The following is a 19,042-nucleotide window of genomic DNA, read 5'->3' on the forward strand; positions in this document are numbered from 1 at the left end:
CGCTCGCCCTGGCGGGCGCAACGCCCTCCCTCAGCTCAGCGACTCAGCCTCGGCATGAAGAGGCTCGCCGCAGCCGCCTGACCGGCGCTCAGCGCCCGAAGGCGCGGCGGATCGCCTCGGCGATGCCGCCGCCGAGCAGGCCGTCGGCGTCCAGGCGGTCCGTCGCGGCTTGCTTCACGTTCTCGGGCGCCTGCCCCATCGCGAAGGAGCGCCCGGCGACCTCGAACATCGGCAGGTCGTTGAGCCAGTCGCCGACCACGACAACGTCCGACGGCGAGCACTGGTAGTGCTCTGCCAGCCACGCGATCGCCGTCCCCTTGGTGGGCCCGGCGGCGCGGACCAGCATCGCGAAGACGTCGTGCAGGAGGGGGAACGAGACGACGAACACCGCCTGGCCGAGCTCGGACCGGACCTCCTCGACGGCCGCCATGACCTGCGGCTCGGTCCCGATCGCCACCAGCCCGAGCAGGCCGTGCTCGTGCTCCCAGTACGGGTGCGACGAGACCCGCTCGACCTCGGCGATGGCGCTCGACCACCCCCGGACATAGTGGACGTGCGGCGCGCCTGTCGCGTCGTGGACGATGCTGTCCTGCGCGAAGAGGAACGACGCCGTCGCGTGCCGCTCAGTGATCGAGCGCAGGAGCGCCGCCTCGACGCCCGAGATCGTGCGCGAGTACAGGTGCGCGTCGCCCTCGGTGTGCACGATGTGGCTGCCGTCGACGCACGCGATCGGGCCGACGATGCCGACCCGCCGCGCGACCTCGCGCGTCCCCGAGTACAGACGCCCTGTCGCGATCGAGACCGGTACACCGGCCGCCTGGAGCCGCTGGATGGCGAGGAGGTCGTCCTCGTGGATGGATCCATCACGACGGACAAGGGTCCCGTCGACATCGAGGGCGAGGAGCTTGTAGGTGGTCACCGCGCTACGCTCTGTCCGACGAGCTGCTGCGCCGCCCGTACTGACAGTCGAGCTCGCTCGAAGTACTGCAGGTTTCCGAGCTTGCTCTCGCCGGTCCCGGGCCGCTGGCGACGTTCATCACACAACGCCTTGAGCAATGCGAGAGCCCACGGGGCGCTGCAGGCAGGGCTAGCTGGACTGGATGGCACCGCGCTCGGCGCGGCATCCGGAAGGAGGGCTCAGGAGCCCGGGTAGACCGACACCTGCTTCTTGGTGTTGGACTTCCACTCGTACTTCACGACGCCGTCGACGAGGGCGAACAGCGTGAAATCGCGGCCGGTGCCGACGTTGTGGCCGGCGTGGATCGAGGAGCCGACCTGCCGGACCAGGATGCTGCCCGCGCGAACGGGCTGCCCGGCGTAGATCTTCACCCCACGGCGCTGCGCGTTCGAGTCACGGCCGTTCCTGGAGGAGCCGCCGCCTTTTTTGTGAGCCATGTCTACTTCTCCTGCTAGGCGGTGATGCCGGTGATCTTGAGCTCGGTGTACGGCTGCCGGTGGCCGTTCTTGCGACGGTAGTTCTTCCGGCGCTTGAACTTGAAGACCACGATCTTCTTGCCGCGGTCCTGCCCGGTGATCTCGGCAGCGACGGAGGCGCCGCTCACGAGGGGCTTGCCAATCTTGGGGGAGTCACCGCCGACGAGGAGCACCTCGCTGAACGTGACCTTGTCACCGGCATTGCCGGCAAGCTTCTCGACCCGGAGCTTCTGACCTTCGGCGACCCGATACTGCTTGCCGCCCGTCTTGATGACCGCGTACATGGTGCGTCTTCCTCAACCTGGGGACCGCGATCCCTCACCTTACGTCACGCAATTGCCCTCGTTCGGAGGGCCCGGTGAGCGAGGGAGCGGCAGTATACGGACCTTCTTCGGCTTGGCAAGAGGTTCGCAGCGCCCTCCCCCAGGTTCGTCGCCCGGAGAAACAGCCCGCGGTCGCCCGCGCGCTGTCAGCGCCGCCTGCCCGCTGGCAGCGCCTGGAGGCGGCCCGCAGGCGTGCCCCCGCGGCCCGGCGCAACCCGGGCCACGGTCGGGCTCGCTACCCCTCGGCCTTGGTGAAGACAAACCTCTCGCCGACCACGTCGACCAGCATCTTCTGACCGGCCTGGTACCCGCCCGCCAGGATCGTCTCGGCGAGCGGGTTCTGGAGCTCGCGCAGGATGGCCCGCTTCAGCGGGCGCGCGCCGAGGCTCGGCTCGTAGCCGAGGTCGACGAGCCGCGCCTTCGCGGCGTCCGTGAGCGCCAGGCGGATGTCCTTGTCCGTGAGGAGCTGCTCCAGGCGGCGGAGCTGGATGTCGACGATGCCCCGGAGATCCTCCTTGCTGAGCGCCTTGAAGACGACGATGTCGTCGATGCGGTTCAGGAACTCGGGGCGGAAGAACCCGCGCAGCTCCTCGAGCAGCACGTCGCGGATCGCCTCGCGCCCGTCCTCCGTCGACCAGAGCTTCGCTTCGGTGTCGAGCACGCGCTTCGACCCGATGTTCGAGGTCATGATCACGACCGTGTTCGAGAAGTCGGCGAGCCGCCCGCGGCCGTCGGTCAGCCGGCCATCGTCGAGGATCTGGAGCAGCAGGTTGAACACGTCCGCGTGGGCCTTCTCGACCTCGTCGAACAGGAGCACGCTGTACGGCCGGCGCCGGGCGGCCTCGGTGAGGAAGCCGCCCTGCTCGCTGTCCGCGTAGCCCGGCGGCGCGCCGATCAGGCGCTGGGCCATGTGGCGCTCCATGAACTCGCTCATGTCCATGCGCGTCAGCGCCTGCTCGTCGTCGAACAGGAACTCGGCGAGCGCCTTGGCGAGCTCCGTCTTGCCGACGCCGCTCGGCCCGAGGAACAGGAACGAGCCGATCGGCTTGCCCGGATCGCGAAGCCCCACGCGCCCGCGCCGCACCGCCTTCGCGATCGCGCGCACCGCCTCGTCCTGGCCCACCACGCGCTGCGCGAGCCGCTCTTCCATCTTGAGGAGCTTCTCGGCCTCGCCCTCGAGCATCTTCGCCACCGGGATGCCGGTCCAGTCGTTGAGCGTCGCCGCCACGTCCGACTCGCTAACGACGTTCGACGTCGGCGCGACCCCCTCCCGCTGCGCCGCCTCCTCGGCGGCATGCAGCCGCCGCTTGATCTCCGGGATCGTGACGTGCTCGAGCTCGCCGATCTTCGCGAACGCCTTGTCGCGCTGGGCCACCTTCAAGGCGTCCGTCGCGGCGACGAGCTCCCGGCGGATGGACTGGCACGCCGCGATGACGCCGCGACGCGACGCGTTGCGGGCCCGCATCGATGACGCCTTCGGCTCGATCTCGGCGAGCTCCGCCTCCAGCCGCCCGCGGGTCTGGACGCTCAGCTTGTCGTCGTCGTCGGCGAGCGCGGCGATCTGGGCGCGGAGCGCGTCGACGCGCCGGCTGAGCGCGTCGAGCTCGGCCGGCACCCCGTCGACCTCCACCCGCTTGCGGGCGGACGTCTCGTCGAGCAGGTCCACGGCCGTGTCGGGGAGCGCGCGGTCCGAGATGTACCGCTTGGCCAGCGCGACAGCCGAGGCGATGGCGCTCTCCCCCACGCGGACGCGGTGGTGGGCCTCGTACTTCGTCGCGATCCCGCGCAGGATCTCCGTCGCCTGGTCGATGCTCGGCGCCTCCAGCGTGATCGTCGAGAACCGGCGGATGATCCCTGGATCGCGCTCGTTGATCTTGCGCACGCCCTCCGGCGTCGTGGTGGCGATGATCCGGATCTCGCCGCGCGACAGCAGCGGCTTCAGGAGCTCGCCGACGCCGGCGCCCTGCACCCCCTGGCCGAAGAGCGCGTCGAGGTCCTCGACGACGAGGATGCTCTCGGCGTCCTGCTCGCCGCGCAGGCGGTCGACGAGGACCTTGAGGCGCTGCTCGATCTCGCCGCGCAGCTTCGCCCCGGCGACCAGCGCGCCGGTGTCGAGCTCGTAGAGGTGGGCCCCGGCCAGGTTCGTGGGCACGTCCCCATGGGCGATCCGGTCGGCGAGGCCCCGGATGAGCGCTGTCTTGCCCACGCCGGGCTCGCCGACGATGAGCGGGTGGTTCTTGAACCGCCGCTCGAGGATCTGCAGCAAGCGGCGCGCCTCGACGTCCCGCCCGATGACCGGATCGAACCGCCCCTCGCGGGCGTCGGCGACGAGATCCCGCGTGTAGGGCGCGGGCTGGCCCGGCTCCGACGCGCTCGCCGGCGTGGGCGACGGCTCCCGCGAGGCCGCCTCCAGCGCGCCGAGGTGCGGCCGGAACGCCCCTGGGCCGATGCCGAACGACGAGAGGATCTCCCCCGCGGGCCCGCGGATCTCCTGGGCGAGCGCGTGGAGCAGGTGCTCGATGCTGACGCTCGCCGACTTGTCGCGAGTCGCCTCCCGCTCGGCGCGCCCGAGCAGGTCGAGCAGGCGCGGGCTCACGTACGCCACCCCGCCGCCCGCCCTGGGCAGCTTCTTCAGCGCGTTCTCGGCGAGCTGGAGCACCTCGTTCGGGTCGGCTCCGGCCCGCCGAAACACCTCGGATACCCCCCGGTCACGCTCGAGCAGCCTCGTCAGCAGGTGCAGCGGCGTGACCTCGGTGTGCTGGCGCTCGTCCGCGATCTGCTGGGCGCCGGCGACGACTTGCTTCGCGTCGCCGGTATAGCGATCGAGGTGAATCGTCCCCTCTTTCTCGGCCATGCGCGCAGCGTACCCCAAGGAAGGGCCCTGTGCGCTTGCATCTTTGGCCGTCCCGGGAAAGGAAAGAGGACGAGATGTCCATGCAAGCAGCCGAAGTCACCATCTACGTCACCGAATACTGCGGATACTGCACCATGGCGAAGCGCCTGCTGACCCAGAAGCAGGTGCGGTTCACGCAGATCAACGTGGAGGACCGAGACGACCTCCGCGCCTGGCTGGTCAAGGCCTCCGGGCAGCGGACCGTCCCGCAGATCTTCATCAACGGGAACAGCGTCGGCGGATTCAGCGAGCTCTCGGCCCTGGAGAAGCAGGGCGCGCTCGACGCGCGGCTCGCCGAGGCGCCGCGCGCGGACGCACCCGCCATGCCGCGCTGAGCGGCGCAGGCGGGCGAGGTGCGACGAGCCCCCGGCCGGGCGCCCCTGGGCCGCCGCCGGCGAAGGTGCACCCCGGCGTGGGTAGGTGATAAGCTGCCGCGCGGGGACGGGGCGCAGCTTTCTTTGATACCGTTCGTCCATAGGGCTTCATGGGCTCCGCCCGCCCCTCAGAGTCGCAACCGCCATGCCTAGCAGCACCGACACCACTGCCGCAGCGACTCAGCCGGTCGAGGGGTCGCTCGTCGGGAAGCGGGTGCAGAAGTACGAAATCGTACGGGTGATCGGCCGTGGCGGCATGGGCATGGTCTACGAGGCGGTCAACACCGCCATCGGCAAGCGCGTCGCGATGAAGTTCGTCGACGCCGACCTCGCGCAGAACAAGGACTCGGTCGCGCGGTTCCACCGCGAGGCGCAGGCGGCGAGCGCCGTCGAGAGCGCGCACATCGTCGAGATCTTCGACGCCGGCTTCGCCGACGACATCCCCTTCCTCGTGATGGAGCTGCTCCGCGGCGAGGACCTCGGCCACCGCATCCGGCGCTGCGGCAGGCTCGAGCTCGGCGAGGCGCTCCACGTGACCGCGCAGATCCTCCGCGGCCTGCACCGCGCCCACGAGGCGGGCATCGTCCACCGCGACCTCAAGCCGGACAACATCTTCCTGGTCGACCGCGACGACGACCCGAACTTCGCCAAGATCCTGGACTTCGGCATCTCGAAGGTACGCCGCGTCGACGGCGCGCCGGCCCACACGCTGACGCGGGAGGGCACCGTCCTCGGCACGCCGTTCTACATGTCGCCCGAGCAGGCGCAGGCGCTGCCCGACGTGGACGGCAGGACCGACCTCTGGGCCGCCGGCGCGATCCTCTACGAGTGCCTCACCGGGCACCCGCCGCACAGCGGCAACTCGTACGAGCAGGTGATCGTCAACATCTGCATGAAGGACGCGCAGGACGTGCGGATGAGCAACCCGGCCGTCCCCGAGCCGATCGCGCGCGTCATCGCGAAGGCGCTCACGCGGGACCGCGACCAGCGGTTCTCCTCCGCAAGGGATTTCCTGGACGCGCTGATCGGGGCGGCTGGCGGGCTCCTCGGGCCGCGGCGCAGCTCGAGCGACGAGCTGACCGTGCCCGCGGCGATCGCGCCCGGCGTTCCCGGGCACACGCCGGCGAAGCAGACGCCGGCCGATCCAGGCATCGGGCTGGATCCGACGCTCGAGGTGCCCGGCAGCGGCTCGAAGGTGGGCTGGGTGAGCAACGGGCGCACCGGCGCGCGGGGACCGCGGCGGCTCGTGCTCGTCGCGATCGCGCTGCTCTCGCTGATCGGCGGGCTCGCGGGCGCGGTCCTCCACGCGCGCCGCTCGCCGGCGGAGGCGACGGCGGCCATCGCGCCCGCGCCTCCCGCCCAGGTCTCGGTCGAGCTCCGGACGAACGCCGAGGGCGCGCGCTTCACCGTCGACGGCGTGGCCCTGGTCGACCGCACGCTGCGCGGGCGCACGGGCGAGACGAAGCGGGTCCGGGTCGAGGCCTCCGGCTACACGCCCGTGGACAAGGAAGTGACGCTCCAGGCCGGCAGGACCCCGATCGAGGTCCTGCTCCACCCGCTGCCGCTGGCCGTCACCCCGGTGCCCCCGGCGATCGAGACGGCCGCGGAGCCGGCGCCCACAGCGCCCGCCCCGCCCCCCAAGGCCGCGCCGAGCGCGAAGAAGACGGCGACGCTCCCCTTCGCAGCGCGCCCGAGGGGCGCGGGCACCGGCGCGAAGCCCGCCGCGTCGAGCCAGGCCACCCCGGCGGTCGCGACGTCGAAGCCGGCGGGGGTCGCGGCTGGTCTGCAGCTCAAGGTGGACTGAGGCGGGTTTGGGCCGATCCCACGGACGACTCCCGCTCGCGCTCTGCGCCGCGACGCTCGGCCTGGCCCTGCAGCTCTCGCCGGCGCTCGCGCAGGTCGAGCCGTACCGGCAGCACATGGCGAACGGCATCAAGCTGTTCCAGGACCGGAACTACCCGGCGGCGATCGCCGAGTTCGAGGCGGCCTACAAGGAGAAGCCGAAGGCCAGCCCGCTGTTCAACATCGCGCTCGCCGAGAAGGCCCTCTTCAACTACCCGCGGGCGATCGCGGCGCTCGAGCGCGCGCTCGCGCAGCACCGCGACACGATGGACGAGAGCGACGAGAAGACGGCGCGCGGCGCCATCGAGGAGATGCGCGCGCTGCTCGCCCAGGTGACGATCGAGCTCAGCCCGCAGAGCGCGACGCTGATCATCGACGGCCAGGAGCACCCCCCCTCGTCGTCCGGGACGCGGGTCGTGGAGCTCGGGCCCGGGGTGCACCGCATCGGCGCGCGCGCCGAAGGTCACGTGGGCGCCGAGCAGAGCGTCACGGTGGTGAGCGGCGAGCGCGGCAAGCGGGTGAAGCTGTCGCTGGCACCGGAGCGGCCGGCCGCGCCTCCGGACACGGAGCCGTTCACGCCGCCGCCGCCCCCGCCAGCGCCGCGGCCGGTGCCCCTCTCGCTGGCGCCGCAGGGCTACTACGTGATCGGCGCGGCGTCGCTGCTCTGGCCGCTCGGCCATCCTCGAGCATTCCCGGAGCCGGAGGCGAACAGCGGCGGCGCCGGCTCGATCCGGGTCGGGTACCGGGTGAACACCCCTGCGGCGTTCGACCTGATGCTCCAGTACGCGAACATCAACATCGAATCGGACGACACTGCCTACCAGAACGCCAGCTACACGCTCGGCTCGACGCGCCTCGGGCTGAATGTCCGGTTGATGACCCCCGGGCAGACCTGGCGGTTCGTGGGCTCCATCGGCGGCGGCCTCACCTATGACGAGGTGCGGTTCCACAACGTCGGCACGACGGACGGGGACATCTGTGGCGGCCGGTGCCGCCCCGCCTCGGGGGTGAACGCGTTCGTCTTCTCCGAGGTAGGGGTCGAGCTCGACCTCGACGGCGTGCTCCTCGGGTTCTCGCTGGACAGCTACTTCCAGTCGTCGCGCGGCATCGACTACGAGCAGGGCGAAGACGGCCCCCCGCTCTACTCCTCCGTGCTGCTGCATCTCGGCGGCAGCCTGCACGCCGGCTACGCGTTCTGGTGATCGGGCCGCACCGGGCTCGACGGGTCGCTCGTTCCCTCCTTGTTCTGCCGCTCGGCGGATGTATTCTCGCACCCCCTCGCGGGGAGTCGGAGATGGTTCGCCGATCTTTCCATCGGGGAACATGGGTCGGGGATCGGCCTTCGCCGTCCCCTCCAACGTAGGCCGGGGATCGGCGCTCGCCGTCCCCTCAAGGGGTGACCATGTCGCAAGATGCCATCACGTCGTTGCTCAAGGAGACGCGCCGGTTCGAGCCGCCGGCCGAGTTCTCGCGTCGTGCGCGCGTCGGCGCGCGGGAGACCTACGAGGCGCTCTACCGCGAGAGCATCGAGCAGCCGGACGCGTTCTGGCGCCGCGAGGCGGGCGACCTCGTGTTCCGCACGCCGTGGACCACGACCAGCGACTGGTCCCTGCCGCACGTGAAGTGGTTCCTCGGCGCGACGCTCAACGTCACCGAGAGCTGCCTCGATCGACACCTGACGACGGCCACCAAGAACAAGGCAGCGATCATCTGGGAGGGCGAGCACGGCGCCACGCGCACGCTCACCTACGCCCAGCTCCACCGCGAGACGCTGCTGCTCGCGAACGCGCTCAAGCGGCTCGGCATCGAGAAGGGCGACCGGGTCGCGATCTACATGGGCATGGTCCCCGAGGTCGCCGTCGCGATGCTCGCCTGCGCCCGGCTCGGCGCGGTCCACACCGTGGTCTTCGGCGGCTTCGCCGCGGACGCCCTCCGCGACCGCATCCACGACAGCCAGGCCAAGCTCGTCATCACGCAGGACGGCGCGAACCGGCGCGGGCAGGTCGTGCCGCTCAAGGCGACCGTCGACAGGGCGCTCGCGCAGCCGGAGGCGAAGAGCGCGACGCACGTCATCGTGTACCAGCACCTCGGCAGCGAGCGCTGCGAGGTGCAGATGAAGGAGGGCCGCGACGTCTACTGGCACGACCTGCTCGCCCAGGCCTCGCCCTCCTGCGAGCCGACCATCGTCGACGCCGAGCACCCGCTGTTCATCCTCTACACGAGCGGCTCGACCGGCAAACCCAAGGGGGTGCTCCACACGACCGCGGGCTACCTGGTCAACGTGCACGTCACGACGAAGTACGTCTTCGACCTGCGCGACGACGACGTCTACTGGTGCACCGCCGACGTCGGCTGGGTGACGGGGCACAGCTACATCGTCTACGGCCCGCTCTCGAACGGCGCGACGTGCCTCATGTACGAGGGCGCGCCGAACTTCCCCGACTGGGGTCGCTTCTGGCGGCTGATCGAGAAGCACGGGGTGACCATCCTCTACACCGCCCCCACGGCCATCCGCGCCTTCATGCGGCAGGGGGACGAGTGGCCTGCAAAGAGCGATCTCTCGAGCCTGCGGCTCCTCGGCTCGGTCGGCGAGCCGATCAACCCCGAGGCGTGGATCTGGTACCACCGGACCATCGGCGGCGGCCGCTGCCCGATCGTGGACACCTGGTGGCAGACGGAGACCGGGGCGATCATGATGACCACGCTGCCCGGCGCGGTGCACGCGAAGCCGGGGTCGACCGGGCTGCCGATCTTCGGCGTCGTGCCCGAGGTCGTGACGAAGGACGGCAAGCCGGTGGCCGCCGGCGAGGGCGGGCTGCTCGTCCTGAAGAAGCCGTGGCCGTCGATCCTGCGCACCGTGTGGGGCGACGACGAGCGCTTCCGCAAGCAGTATTTCAGCGACGTCGAGGGCTGCTATTTCACGGGCGACGGCGCGCGCCGCGACGAGGACGGCTATTACTGGGTCGTCGGGCGCATCGACGACGTGCTGAACGTGGCCGGCCACCGCATCGGCACGGCCGAGATCGAGAGCGCGCTCGTCTCTCACCCCGCTGTCGCAGAGGCGGCCGCTGTCGGCCGCCCGGACGATCTCAAGGGGCAGGCGCTCGTGGTCTTCGTCTCGCTCCGGCCGGGGTTCGCGGCCGGGCCGGAGCTCCAGGGCAAGCTCGCCGAGCACGTGGCCAAGGAAATCGGCAAGTTCGCGCGCCCCGACGCGATCCGCTTCGCGGACGCGCTGCCGAAGACCCGCAGCGGCAAGATCATGCGCCGGCTGCTGAAGGACGTCGCCGCGGGCCGGGAGATGACCGGCGACACCTCGACGCTGGAGGATCTGAGCGTCGTGGCGAAGCTCCGGCAGCAGGAAGACGAGTGACCCTCGCCTCGGCGCAGGGGCACGGTCGTGCCCCTGCGACCGACGAGGCGGCATCGCGCGGGATGGGGGAGGCACTGGATCGCCAGCGAGGCGGCGGCGAAATCATGGAAGAGCTCGGCACCACGGCTCTTTCTCCGTCCCCGACCAGCGCAGGACGGCGGCGGCTCACGGCCGGCGGCCTGCGGTCGACGGCCAGATCTCCTCGTTCGCGCCGGAGAATTTGATCCGCCGCATCGGCGCGGGGGATAATCTGTGGCGAGGCGCTTTTGGAGCTCGAAGCTGGAACCGTCGTTGCGAACCGGTATCGCATCATCCGCCAGCTCGGACGTGGCGGCATGGGTGAGGTGTTCGCTGCGGAGAACATCCGCACCGGCCGCCAGGTGGCGATCAAGCTCCTGCGCGCCGACTCGAAGGCCAAGTCGTCCGCCGCCGAGCGGTTCCGGCGCGAGGCGCGGGCGGCGGGCTCGATCAACAGCGACCACGTCACCGAGATCCTCGACGTCGAGGAGGACCCCGAGCACGGCATCGTGCTCGTGTTCGAGCTGCTCGAAGGCGAGTCGCTGATCGACCGCCTGAAGCGGACGGGGCCGATCGGCTTCGAGGAGCTGCACCCGATCATCGAGCAGGTCTGGATGGGCCTCGCCGACGCGCACCGCGCCGGCATCATCCACCGCGATCTGAAGCCGTCGAACGTGTACCTGGAGCCGCGCCCCGACGGGTCGACGCGGGTCAAGATCCTCGACTTCGGCATCTCCAAGCTGCCGAAGGAGATGGGCGGGGAGACGCTCACCGAGATGGGGCAGAGCCTCGGCACCTTCTCGTTCATGCCGCCCGAGCAGATCGGGAAGGCGAAGACGGTCGACCACCGCGCGGACATCTACGCCTGCGCCACGATGATCTACCAGTCGATGAGCGGCCAGCTCCCTTACCAGGCGCGCAACCTGCTCATCATGGTCGAGATGAAGCAGAAGGCCGACGCGCGGAAGCTCGCCGAGGCGATGGACGGCCCGGTCGATCCGCGGCTCGAGGCGTTCCTCGCGAAGGGGCTGGCGCGCGAGCCCGCCGACCGCTTCCAGAGCGCGCTCGAGGGGCTCACCGCGTGGCGGGAGCTGCGGCCGGCGAGGCCCTCCAGCCATCCGATGAGCGGCTCGCGCACGTCCCTGGCCGGCGGCAACGTGGCCGGCAACGCGCTCGCCACGCCCGTCCCTCCGCACACCGTCAAGCCCCCGTCCTCCGGCGCGCTCAAGAACCTGCAGCCGCTGGTCGACCCCGTCCTGATCCGCACGCAGACCGATCCAGGGACGCAGGCGCCGGTCGGGACCGTGGCGCGCTCGGCCAGCGGGCATGATGTGGCGGCCCACGGCTTCGGGGAGCCATCGCTCGCGCAGACCGAGGACCAGCGCCCGTCGTACGCGGGGGGCGCGGCCGGCGGACAGCTGGCCGCGCCGCCCATGCAGTGGACCGGCCCGAACGGCACCATGGTGCTGAACAACGCGGCCAGTGAGCTCGCGGTCCCGAGCGCGCCCCCACCCGCGGGGCCGCCGAGGATCCTGGACCTCTCCGAGGACAGCTCGGCCGGGTCGACCAGCCAGGGGCCGACGCTCATCTACAAGCCCACGCGGCCCAGCATGGGCTCGGTGAGCTCGGGGCTGGCTGGCCCAGGCGGTCCAGAGCCGATCGAGCAGCGGCCTCCTGCGCAGCCGCCGGCGCGGACGTTCCGGACCATCATTTACGTGCTGGCGGCGATCTTGTTCGCCGTCGTGGGCTTCCTTCTCATGGGGATCGCCCTCGAGTACCTGGACGCGCCGAGGTAGCCGGCGCGCAGCGCCGCGACCTCGTCCATCCGCCCCGCGGCGGCTCAGAGCGCCGCGTGCTCCTCCGCGGCGCGGCCCTGGGCCGGCGCGCCGCCGGCGGGCAGCGTGATCCGGAACCTCGTGCCCCCCGTCGCGCGCGCCTCGCACGAGATCGTGCCGCCGTGCGCCTCGATGATGTCGCGCGTCACGGCGAGCCCGAGCCCCGTCCCGCGCTGCTTGGTCGTGAAGAACGGGTCGAAGATGGACGCACGCAGCTCCTCCGGCACGCCGGGGCCCGTGTCGTCGACCGCGATGGTCGCGGCGCCGCTCGAGAAGCTCACGCTCACCACGATCTCGCCGCCCTTGGGCATCGCCTCGCGCGCGTTGCGGAGCAGGTTCAGGAGCGCCTGACGGAGCTGCGACTCGTCGAGGAGGATCTCCGGCCCCGCCTCGTCCACCTCGACGCGGACCGCGACGCCGGCGCGATCGAGCTCGGGCCGCACGAACGCCACGAGCTCCTGCACCAGGTCGTCGACGCGCTCGGGCACAAGCCGCGGGCGGGGGCGCCGGGCGACGCTGAGGTACTGCTCCGCGATGCGCGACAGGCGATCCACCTCGGCGCGGATCGCCGTGACGAGCTGCGCCGACTCCTTCATCACGGGCCTGAGCTCCGCGTCGGGCGTGCCCTCGGCGGAGGCGCGCGCCACCTCCTCCTCAAGCAGCTCGAGGTTGAGCCCGATCGACGACAGCGGGTTCCTGATCTCGTGCGTGACGTGCGCCGCCATCTTCCCGATCGCCGCCAGCCGCTCGGCGTTCACGAGCTCGGCGCGCGCGCGGCGGATCGCGGCGACCATGTCCTCGAACGTCGTCGCGAGCTCGCCGATCTCGTCGTTCGTCGCGAGCACCTGCTTCGGCGTGAGGTCGCCGCGCGCGACCGCGTTCGCCCGCTCCGTGACCGCGGTGAGCGGGGCGAGCACGCGCCGCGCGTACAGCGACATCATCACGCCGACGAGCAGCGTCAGCACGCCCAGCCCGAGGAGCAGGTGCATCGAGCGCTCCTCGCGCCGCCGCGCCTCGACGGTGAGGGTCTCCATCTGCTCCTCGACGCGGCTCTTGATCGCCCGCAGCCGCTGCGCCCCCTCGACCTCGCGCTTGACCAGCTCGTCGCGCGTGCGCTCGGCGAGCTCGCGGTTCCCGACGGCGAGCGCCTGGAAGAGCTGGGAGAACCGCTCCGGGCTCGCCCCCACGAGCCGCTCGATCGCCGCCACCTCGGCCGCGATCTCCTCGCTGAACCGGCGCACGCCCGACGAGGCGGCCGCCTGCCCCACGCCCGCGCCCCCGCCGGCCGCCTTCTCGTCGGCTCCGGCGAGCGCGCGGGCGGCATCCTTGACGATCGAGAAGGCGAGCGGCCGCGTCCGCCGGGCGGTCTCGATCCACTCGCGCACGTCGCCCGGGTTCTTCGCGGCGGTGATGTGGTTGAGCTGGGCGTTGAAGACGTTCTGCTCCGCCAGCACCTCGCCGATGCGGAGCAGCAGCGGGACGTACCCGGCGCGCAGGAGCTGGGCGTCGCGCGACGCGGCCCGGAGCGCCTGGACGCTCCAGCCGACGGTCAGCGCGAAGGCGGCGAGCACAACGAGGTAGCTCGCGAGGAGCCTGCCCGCGACCGTGCGCCGCTTGTGCGGCGCGCGCCCCTCCGGGCCCGCGGCGCCGCGCACAGCGTCCACGGCCGGCGCCGGCGCGTTCATCGCGGCGCGACGGCCCGCGCGACCAGGCTCGCGAGGTCCTCCGCGGGCTCGCCCCGCGACCTGAACCGCCGGAGGCTCTGCGCGCAGTGGGTCACGAGCAGCCCGCCGCCGAGCGCGCGGTGCTCCGCGATCCTGCCGTCGGCGATGGCGGCAGACGAGGCGGGGCGCGTGGCGGGCACGAGGCCGCCGCCCCCGCTGCAGTCGGCGTGCTCGCGGCGGTGGATGAACTCCTCCGGCGGCCGCCCCGTGATGCGGGCGAGGATCTCCCGCGGCGCGTCGTAGCGATCGAGGCCGCGCCCGAGCTGGCAAGGGTCGTGGTAGCGCACCCGCCGCTCCGACGTCGACCGCTGCAGCCGGTCCAGCGAGGCGACCGCGAGGTCGACGAACAGCTCCGGCGCCTTCACGTCCACGCCGGCGCGCGCGTACTCGACGCGCACGGCGCGCGCGCACCCGGGGTCGACGGCGACGAAGCGCTCTCCCTCCGCCACCTCGGCGGCGAGCCGCCGCGCCGCGGCCTCGAAGCCCGGCCTGTCGCCGGCGTACAGGAGCGGCAACCCGCAGCAGGCGCGCACCGGGCGGACGGGGGCGCCGATCAGCGCCTCGGTCGCGTCGAGCGCGTCCTCTGCGACGTCCGGCGCGTGGCGGACGTAGCCGCAGCCGACCAGCACGCGGACCGCCCCCGGCGCGGCCGCGCGGGCGTCCGGCTCGCCATCACCGGCGTCCTCGCGGGCCCAGAAGCGCTCCGCCGCGCGCCTGGCCCCCTCCGGCGCGAGGCCGCGCGCGAAGAACTCCGCGCGCGCGTCGGTCAGCACCGTGGCCACCTCGTTCTTGTGGTCGCAGCGCTCGCGGCACGCGTAACAGCCCGAGCAAGCCCAGGCGGGGTCCGCGTGCAGCGCGTCGAGGGGCACGTCGCCGCGCCCGGCGAAGTACGCCATCGACATCTTCCCCCACGGCGTGACCGTCTCGTTCGCCTCGACGTTCGACACGGGGCACGCGGCGCGTGAGAGCTTGGGGCAGTAGACGCACTTCTCGAGCGACGTCCGGTGCGGCTCGAGGAGCTTCAGGCGGAGCTGGGGCACCGTTCGAGTCTCTCCATCGGACGCGCCTCGCGCAAGCGGCGGGGGCGCGTCACGCGTCCGAGCCGCTGCTCGACGAGCGCCTGCCACGCTCGTTCGCTGGGGGGGATGAGCTCGCCGGCCTGCGGCGCGGCGCGCCCTCGTGGACGACCGTCGCGGCCTCCGCGCTCGGCCTGGTCGCTGGCTCACCGTCCGTCGACGCCAGCCGCGACGACGCCTCCGCCGCCGCGCCCTCCGCGGCCGCGGCCGTCGAGGACCGCGACGGCGCGCTCTCCTGGGGCAGGCGGATCGTGAACTTCGCGCCCTTGTCGGACGACTCGACCTCGATCGTCCCGGCGTGCTCGTCGACGATCTTCTTCACGATCGCGAGCCCGAGCCCGGTACCGCCGCGCTTGCCCGAGGTAACGAACGACTGGAAGAGCCGGGCCTGGACCTCCTTCGGGATCCCCTTGCCCGTATCGGCGACGCTGATCGCGAGGTTGCCCCCGTCGCGGTAGGCGCGGATCGTCACCCTGCCGCCGCCCGGCCGCATCGCGTCGGCCGCGTTGCGGACCAGGTTGTGCAGGAGCCGCGTCATCTTCGCCTCGTCGAACCGCGCCGTCCCGCGGTCCTCGAGCACCAGCGACAGCGTCACGCCGGTCCCGGCGAGCTCCTGCTCGAGCTGCTTCTCGATGTCGCCGAAGAACTTGGTCAGGTACACCTTGCGGACGAGGATGCTCCGCTCGCCGCGCGCGAACTCCAGCACCTCGCGCTGCATCGCGCTGATCACGTCGAACTGCTTGAGGATCAGCCGCGCGTGATCCTCCCTCGTCGCCGCGTCCGGCGCGCCGGCCATGAGCTGGACGTACCCGCTGATCACCGTGAGCGGCGTGCGCACGTCGTGCATCACCCCCGAGAGCAGGCGCCCGATCGTGGTGAGCCGCTCGCTCTGCTCCCGCTCGAGGCGCGACCGGAACAGCCGCAGCGCGGTCGACGCGTTGGCCGACACGAGGCGCAGGAGCGCGCGATCGTCCTTCGAAAAACCGTGTGATTTCCTGGAGTTGTAGAGCGCCATGGCGCCGATCGGCACCGCGTCCTCGCCCTCGAGCGGCACGGCGATCGCCGTCTTCAGCTCCGCGCCGAGGAGCTGGGCGAGCCGGGGCGACACCGGCATGTCGCCCGCGTCGCCGCCGCCCTGGCTCGAGAACCACACGGCCTCGTTGTGCACCATGGCGCGGCCGACGATCCCCTCGCCGCGGCGCATGGCGATGCGCTTGACCTCCAGCCTCGGCGGAGACGCGTCCACGACCCCGTCGGGCTCGTCGCCCGAGGCGGACGATCGCGGCGGCGGGTTACCCTCCTCGAAGGCGGCGAGGTCGAAGAAGTAGAGGACGAGGCCGCCCTCGATCTCGTCGACGAGCATCGCCCCCGCGCGCGCCTCGCACGCCCTGCCGGCCGACGTGATCACCGCGCGCGCGAGGTCTTCCATCGTTGTCGCGCGGCCCATCGCGCTCTCGAGCTCGAAGAGCAGCTTGAGGTCGCTCACGCGGTGCTCGAGCTGCTCCTTCGTCTCGACGAGCTGCGTGTTCTTCTGGATGACCGACAGGAACAGCCGCGAGTTGTCGATCGAGACCGCCGCCTGCGTCGCCAGCGCGCTCAGGAGCTCCTCGTCGTGGACCGAGAACTCCCCTTCCCCGTGCTTGTTCAGGACCTGGATGACCCCGATCGTCCGGCCGACGTGGTTCTTCATCGGCGCGGCGAGGATCGAGCGGGTGCGGTACCCCGTCACGTCGTCCCAGTCGCGCGAGAACCGGCGATCCCGGTAGGCGTCCTTCACGCGGACGGTGCGCCCGACCTTGGCGACGTGGCCGGCGATCCCGGCGCCGACGGGCAGCTCGATCGCGCGCGCCTCCTCGCCGATGACGATCCGCGAGAACAGCCGCTGGCGCTGCTCATCGAGCAGGTAGAGGGTCGCCCTGTCCGCGTCGAGCAGCTCGGTGATCTTGTTCAGGATGAGCGCGAGGAGCTGATCGAGATCCAGGGTGCTGCCGAGCGCGAGCCCGACGTCCCGGAGCGCGTGCACGGTCTTCTCGGCCTGGGCGAGCCGCGCCTCCAGCTCTTGAATGCGAGCTTGCAGCGCCTTCGTGCGTTGTTCCGCCTTCGCGGTCACCGGGAGACGCTAACACGACTTCGCCCGGGGGAGCGCGCGCGCGGGCCCCTGCGCGACGCGTCCGTTCGGCAGAGAGCGCCCCCGACGTCCGCCGGGAGCGCCCCTACGACGAGCGGCTACTGGTTCATGCTCTCGAGGAACTCCTGATTGGTCTCGGTGCGGCTCACCTTGTCCAGGAGGAATTCCATCGAGTCGATGACGTTGAGGGGATGCAGGAGCTGGCGGAGCAGCCACACGCGCTGGAGGATCCACTCCGGGAGCAGCAGCTCTTCCTTGCGGGTCGCGCTCTTGTTGATGTCGAGGCAGGGGAAGATCCGCTTCTCCATCAGCTTGCGATCGAGGTGGATCTCGCTGTTACCCGTGCCCTTGAACTCCTCGAAGATGACCTCGTCCATGCGCGAGCCGGTGTCGACGAGCGCGGTCGCGACGATCGTCAGCGATCCGCCCTCCTCGACGTTGCGCGCGGCGCCGAAGAACCGCTTCGGCTTGTGGAGCGCGTTCGAGTCGACGCCGCCGGACAGGATCTTCCCGCTCGGCGGGACGACGGTGTTGTAGGCGCGCGCCAGGCGGGTGATCGAGTCGAGGAGGATCACGACGTCGTGCTTGTGCTCGACGAGGCGCTTGGCCTTCTCGATCACCATCTCGGCGACCTGCACGTGGCGCGTCGGCGGCTCGTCGAAGGTCGAGCTGATCACCTCGCCCTTCACGGTGCGCTGCATGTCGGTGACCTCTTCCGGGCGCTCGTCGATGAGCAGCACGATGAGGGTCGTGTCCGGGTGGTTCGCGGAGATCGCGTTGGCGATCTGCTGCAGCAGGACCGTCTTGCCGGCGCGGGGCGGCGAGACGATGAGGCAGCGCTGCCCTTTGCCGATGGGGCAGAGCATGTCGATGATGCGGGTCGAGAAGCTCTTCGTCCCGTTCTCGATGTTGAACTTCTGCTGCGGGTAGAGCGGCGTCAGGTTGTCGAAGAGGATCTTGTCGCGGGCGACCTCCGGGGGCTCGCCGTTGATCTTGTCGACCTTGAGCAGCGCGAAGTACGCCTCGCGCTCCTTCGGCGGCCGGATCGAGCCGCTCACGCTGTCGCCGGTGCGGAGGTTGAAGCGCCGGATCTGGGACGGCGAGACGTAGATGTCGTCCGGGCCCGGCAGGTAGTTGTAGTCCGGCGCCCGCAGGAAGCCGAAGCCGTCGGGCAGGCATTCGAGGACGCCCTCGCCGTAGACCGGCTGGTCCTGCGCGGCGTGGGCCTGCAGGAGCGCGAAGATGACCTCCTGCTTGCGCAGCCCGGCAGCGCCCTCGATGTTGAGCCCCTTCGCCATCTGGACGAGCTCGGCCATCGGTTTCTGCTTCAGTTCCCTGAGGTGCATGAGTCGGAAAGCTCCAGGATGCGACAGCGCTCTCCCTGTCAAGGGCGTGGAGGCCGTCGGTCGATGGTTTCTGGTTGGGGGGGTCTAGCGGGTCGGCCCGAGGCGGGGCCGAGCATGTCGTCGATGTCGGCGGGCCGCCAGGGAGAAGAGGGCTCGCCTCGTCACCGGCGCCCCTCACGTTCATGTCGCTCGATCGGCGGGCTGCGCTTGCCGATCGGGCGGCGACTCTATCAAGCGCGTTTGCTCTGTCAATGCGCGCCGGCGGCCGTGGACAGGAGGGTCGTCCGCGCGGCGCTCGCGCGGAACGGCGGGGGCGAACCGCCGCGAACTGCCAGGAGCGTCCTGGCGCTGCCTGAAGTTGCCTCCCTCTGGATGCGCGGCTAAGTCAAGCTGGTTCCATGGGGCTCAAACAGGTTCAACTGTTCGTCCGCGGTCGCGTCCAGGGCGTCTTTTTTCGTGCCTCCACGCAGCGCGAGGCCAAGCGGCTCGGTCTCACCGGCTGGGTGAAGAATCGCGCCGACGGCAGTGTCGAGGTCCTCGCCGAGGGTGAGGAGGACGAGCTCAAGGAGCTCATCGCCTGGGCCAACCGCGGCCCGAGCGCGGCGCGCGTCGAGCGCGTCGACGTCCGGTGGCGCGGCTTCTCGGGCGACTTCTTCGACTTCCGCATCACGGATTGAGG

General features: G+C 71.3%; 14 protein-coding genes. 6 read left to right on the forward strand and 8 right to left on the reverse strand.

Translation table 11 applies throughout. The features are described 5' to 3' along the window. Positions 1 to 88 precede the first annotated feature (88 nt). The 4 genes from WMF42_RS39070 to WMF42_RS39085 form a co-directional block, all read right to left on the reverse strand. Positions 89 to 919 carry an HAD family hydrolase gene (locus WMF42_RS39070; RefSeq protein ID WP_061609625.1) on the reverse strand — a complete coding sequence of 277 codons (831 nt, stop codon included), beginning with the start codon at positions 917 to 919 and terminating at the stop codon, positions 89 to 91. 218 nt (positions 920 to 1,137) lie between these two features. After that, the gene (rpmA, locus tag WMF42_RS39075; RefSeq protein WP_061609624.1) at positions 1,138 to 1,395 is read right to left on the reverse strand and encodes a 50S ribosomal protein L27; all 258 of its coding nucleotides are present in this window, start codon (positions 1,393 to 1,395) and stop codon (positions 1,138 to 1,140) included. Positions 1,396 to 1,409: 14 nt separating this feature from the next. Then, positions 1,410 to 1,718: a 50S ribosomal protein L21 gene (rplU, locus tag WMF42_RS39080; RefSeq protein ID WP_020740951.1), complete on the reverse strand. Its 309-nt coding sequence runs from the start codon at positions 1,716 to 1,718 to the stop codon at positions 1,410 to 1,412. Between the two features lie 274 nt (positions 1,719 to 1,992). Continuing rightward, positions 1,993 to 4,611 (reverse strand): ATP-dependent Clp protease ATP-binding subunit, encoded by a 2,619-nt coding sequence (locus WMF42_RS39085; RefSeq protein ID WP_061609623.1) that lies wholly within the window; start codon positions 4,609 to 4,611, stop codon positions 1,993 to 1,995. A gap of 80 nt (positions 4,612 to 4,691) precedes the next feature. Between WMF42_RS39085 and grxC the strand changes: the two genes are divergently transcribed. The 5 genes from grxC to WMF42_RS39110 all read left to right on the forward strand — a co-directional run bounded on the left by grxC (position 4,692) and on the right by WMF42_RS39110 (position 12,050). Beyond that, entirely contained in the window at positions 4,692 to 4,985 is a 294-nt protein-coding gene (gene grxC / locus WMF42_RS39090) for a glutaredoxin 3 (protein WP_061609622.1), read from the forward strand. 184 nt (positions 4,986 to 5,169) lie between these two features. After that, positions 5,170 to 6,828 (forward strand): serine/threonine-protein kinase, encoded by a 1,659-nt coding sequence (locus tag WMF42_RS39095; RefSeq protein WP_061609621.1) that lies wholly within the window; start codon positions 5,170 to 5,172, stop codon positions 6,826 to 6,828. Between the two features lie 7 nt (positions 6,829 to 6,835). Then, positions 6,836 to 8,068: a tetratricopeptide repeat protein gene (locus WMF42_RS39100; RefSeq protein WP_233561892.1), complete on the forward strand. Its 1,233-nt coding sequence runs from the start codon at positions 6,836 to 6,838 to the stop codon at positions 8,066 to 8,068. Positions 8,069 to 8,268: 200 nt separating this feature from the next. Next, the gene (gene acs / locus WMF42_RS39105; protein ID WP_437688257.1) at positions 8,269 to 10,236 is read left to right on the forward strand and encodes an acetate--CoA ligase; all 1,968 of its coding nucleotides are present in this window, start codon (positions 8,269 to 8,271) and stop codon (positions 10,234 to 10,236) included. Positions 10,237 to 10,502: 266 nt separating this feature from the next. Then, the gene (locus WMF42_RS39110) at positions 10,503 to 12,050 is read left to right on the forward strand and encodes a serine/threonine-protein kinase (RefSeq protein ID WP_061609619.1); all 1,548 of its coding nucleotides are present in this window, start codon (positions 10,503 to 10,505) and stop codon (positions 12,048 to 12,050) included. 44 nt (positions 12,051 to 12,094) lie between these two features. Here WMF42_RS39110 and WMF42_RS39115 read toward each other — a convergent pair whose 3' ends face one another. The 4 genes from WMF42_RS39115 to rho form a co-directional block, all read right to left on the reverse strand. Continuing rightward, positions 12,095 to 13,774 (reverse strand): sensor histidine kinase, encoded by a 1,680-nt coding sequence (locus WMF42_RS39115; RefSeq protein WP_061609618.1) that lies wholly within the window; start codon positions 13,772 to 13,774, stop codon positions 12,095 to 12,097. Then, positions 13,771 to 14,853, reverse strand: coding sequence for a (Fe-S)-binding protein (locus WMF42_RS39120; RefSeq protein ID WP_437688258.1), 1,083 nt, complete (start codon positions 14,851 to 14,853; stop codon positions 13,771 to 13,773). The genes WMF42_RS39115 and WMF42_RS39120 overlap by 4 nt, the downstream gene beginning before the upstream one ends. A 49-nt stretch (positions 14,854 to 14,902) precedes the next feature. Further along, a complete protein-coding gene (locus WMF42_RS39125; RefSeq protein ID WP_061609616.1) occupies positions 14,903 to 16,999 on the reverse strand; it encodes a GAF domain-containing protein in 2,097 nt (698 codons plus the stop codon). Positions 17,000 to 17,115: 116 nt separating this feature from the next. Continuing rightward, complete coding sequence (gene rho / locus WMF42_RS39130; protein WP_012240541.1) at positions 17,116 to 18,363, reverse strand: transcription termination factor Rho; 1,248 nt, start codon at positions 18,361 to 18,363, stop codon at positions 17,116 to 17,118. A gap of 398 nt (positions 18,364 to 18,761) precedes the next feature. Between rho and yccX the strand changes: the two genes are divergently transcribed. Further along, positions 18,762 to 19,040, forward strand: coding sequence for an acylphosphatase (gene yccX / locus WMF42_RS39135; RefSeq protein ID WP_061609615.1), 279 nt, complete (start codon positions 18,762 to 18,764; stop codon positions 19,038 to 19,040). Positions 19,041 to 19,042: the final 2 nt, after the last annotated feature.

The organism is Sorangium sp. So ce176, assembly GCF_051519835.1.
In the GTDB taxonomy this organism is placed as follows: domain Bacteria; phylum Myxococcota_A; class Polyangia; order Polyangiales; family Polyangiaceae; genus Sorangium; species Sorangium cellulosum_G.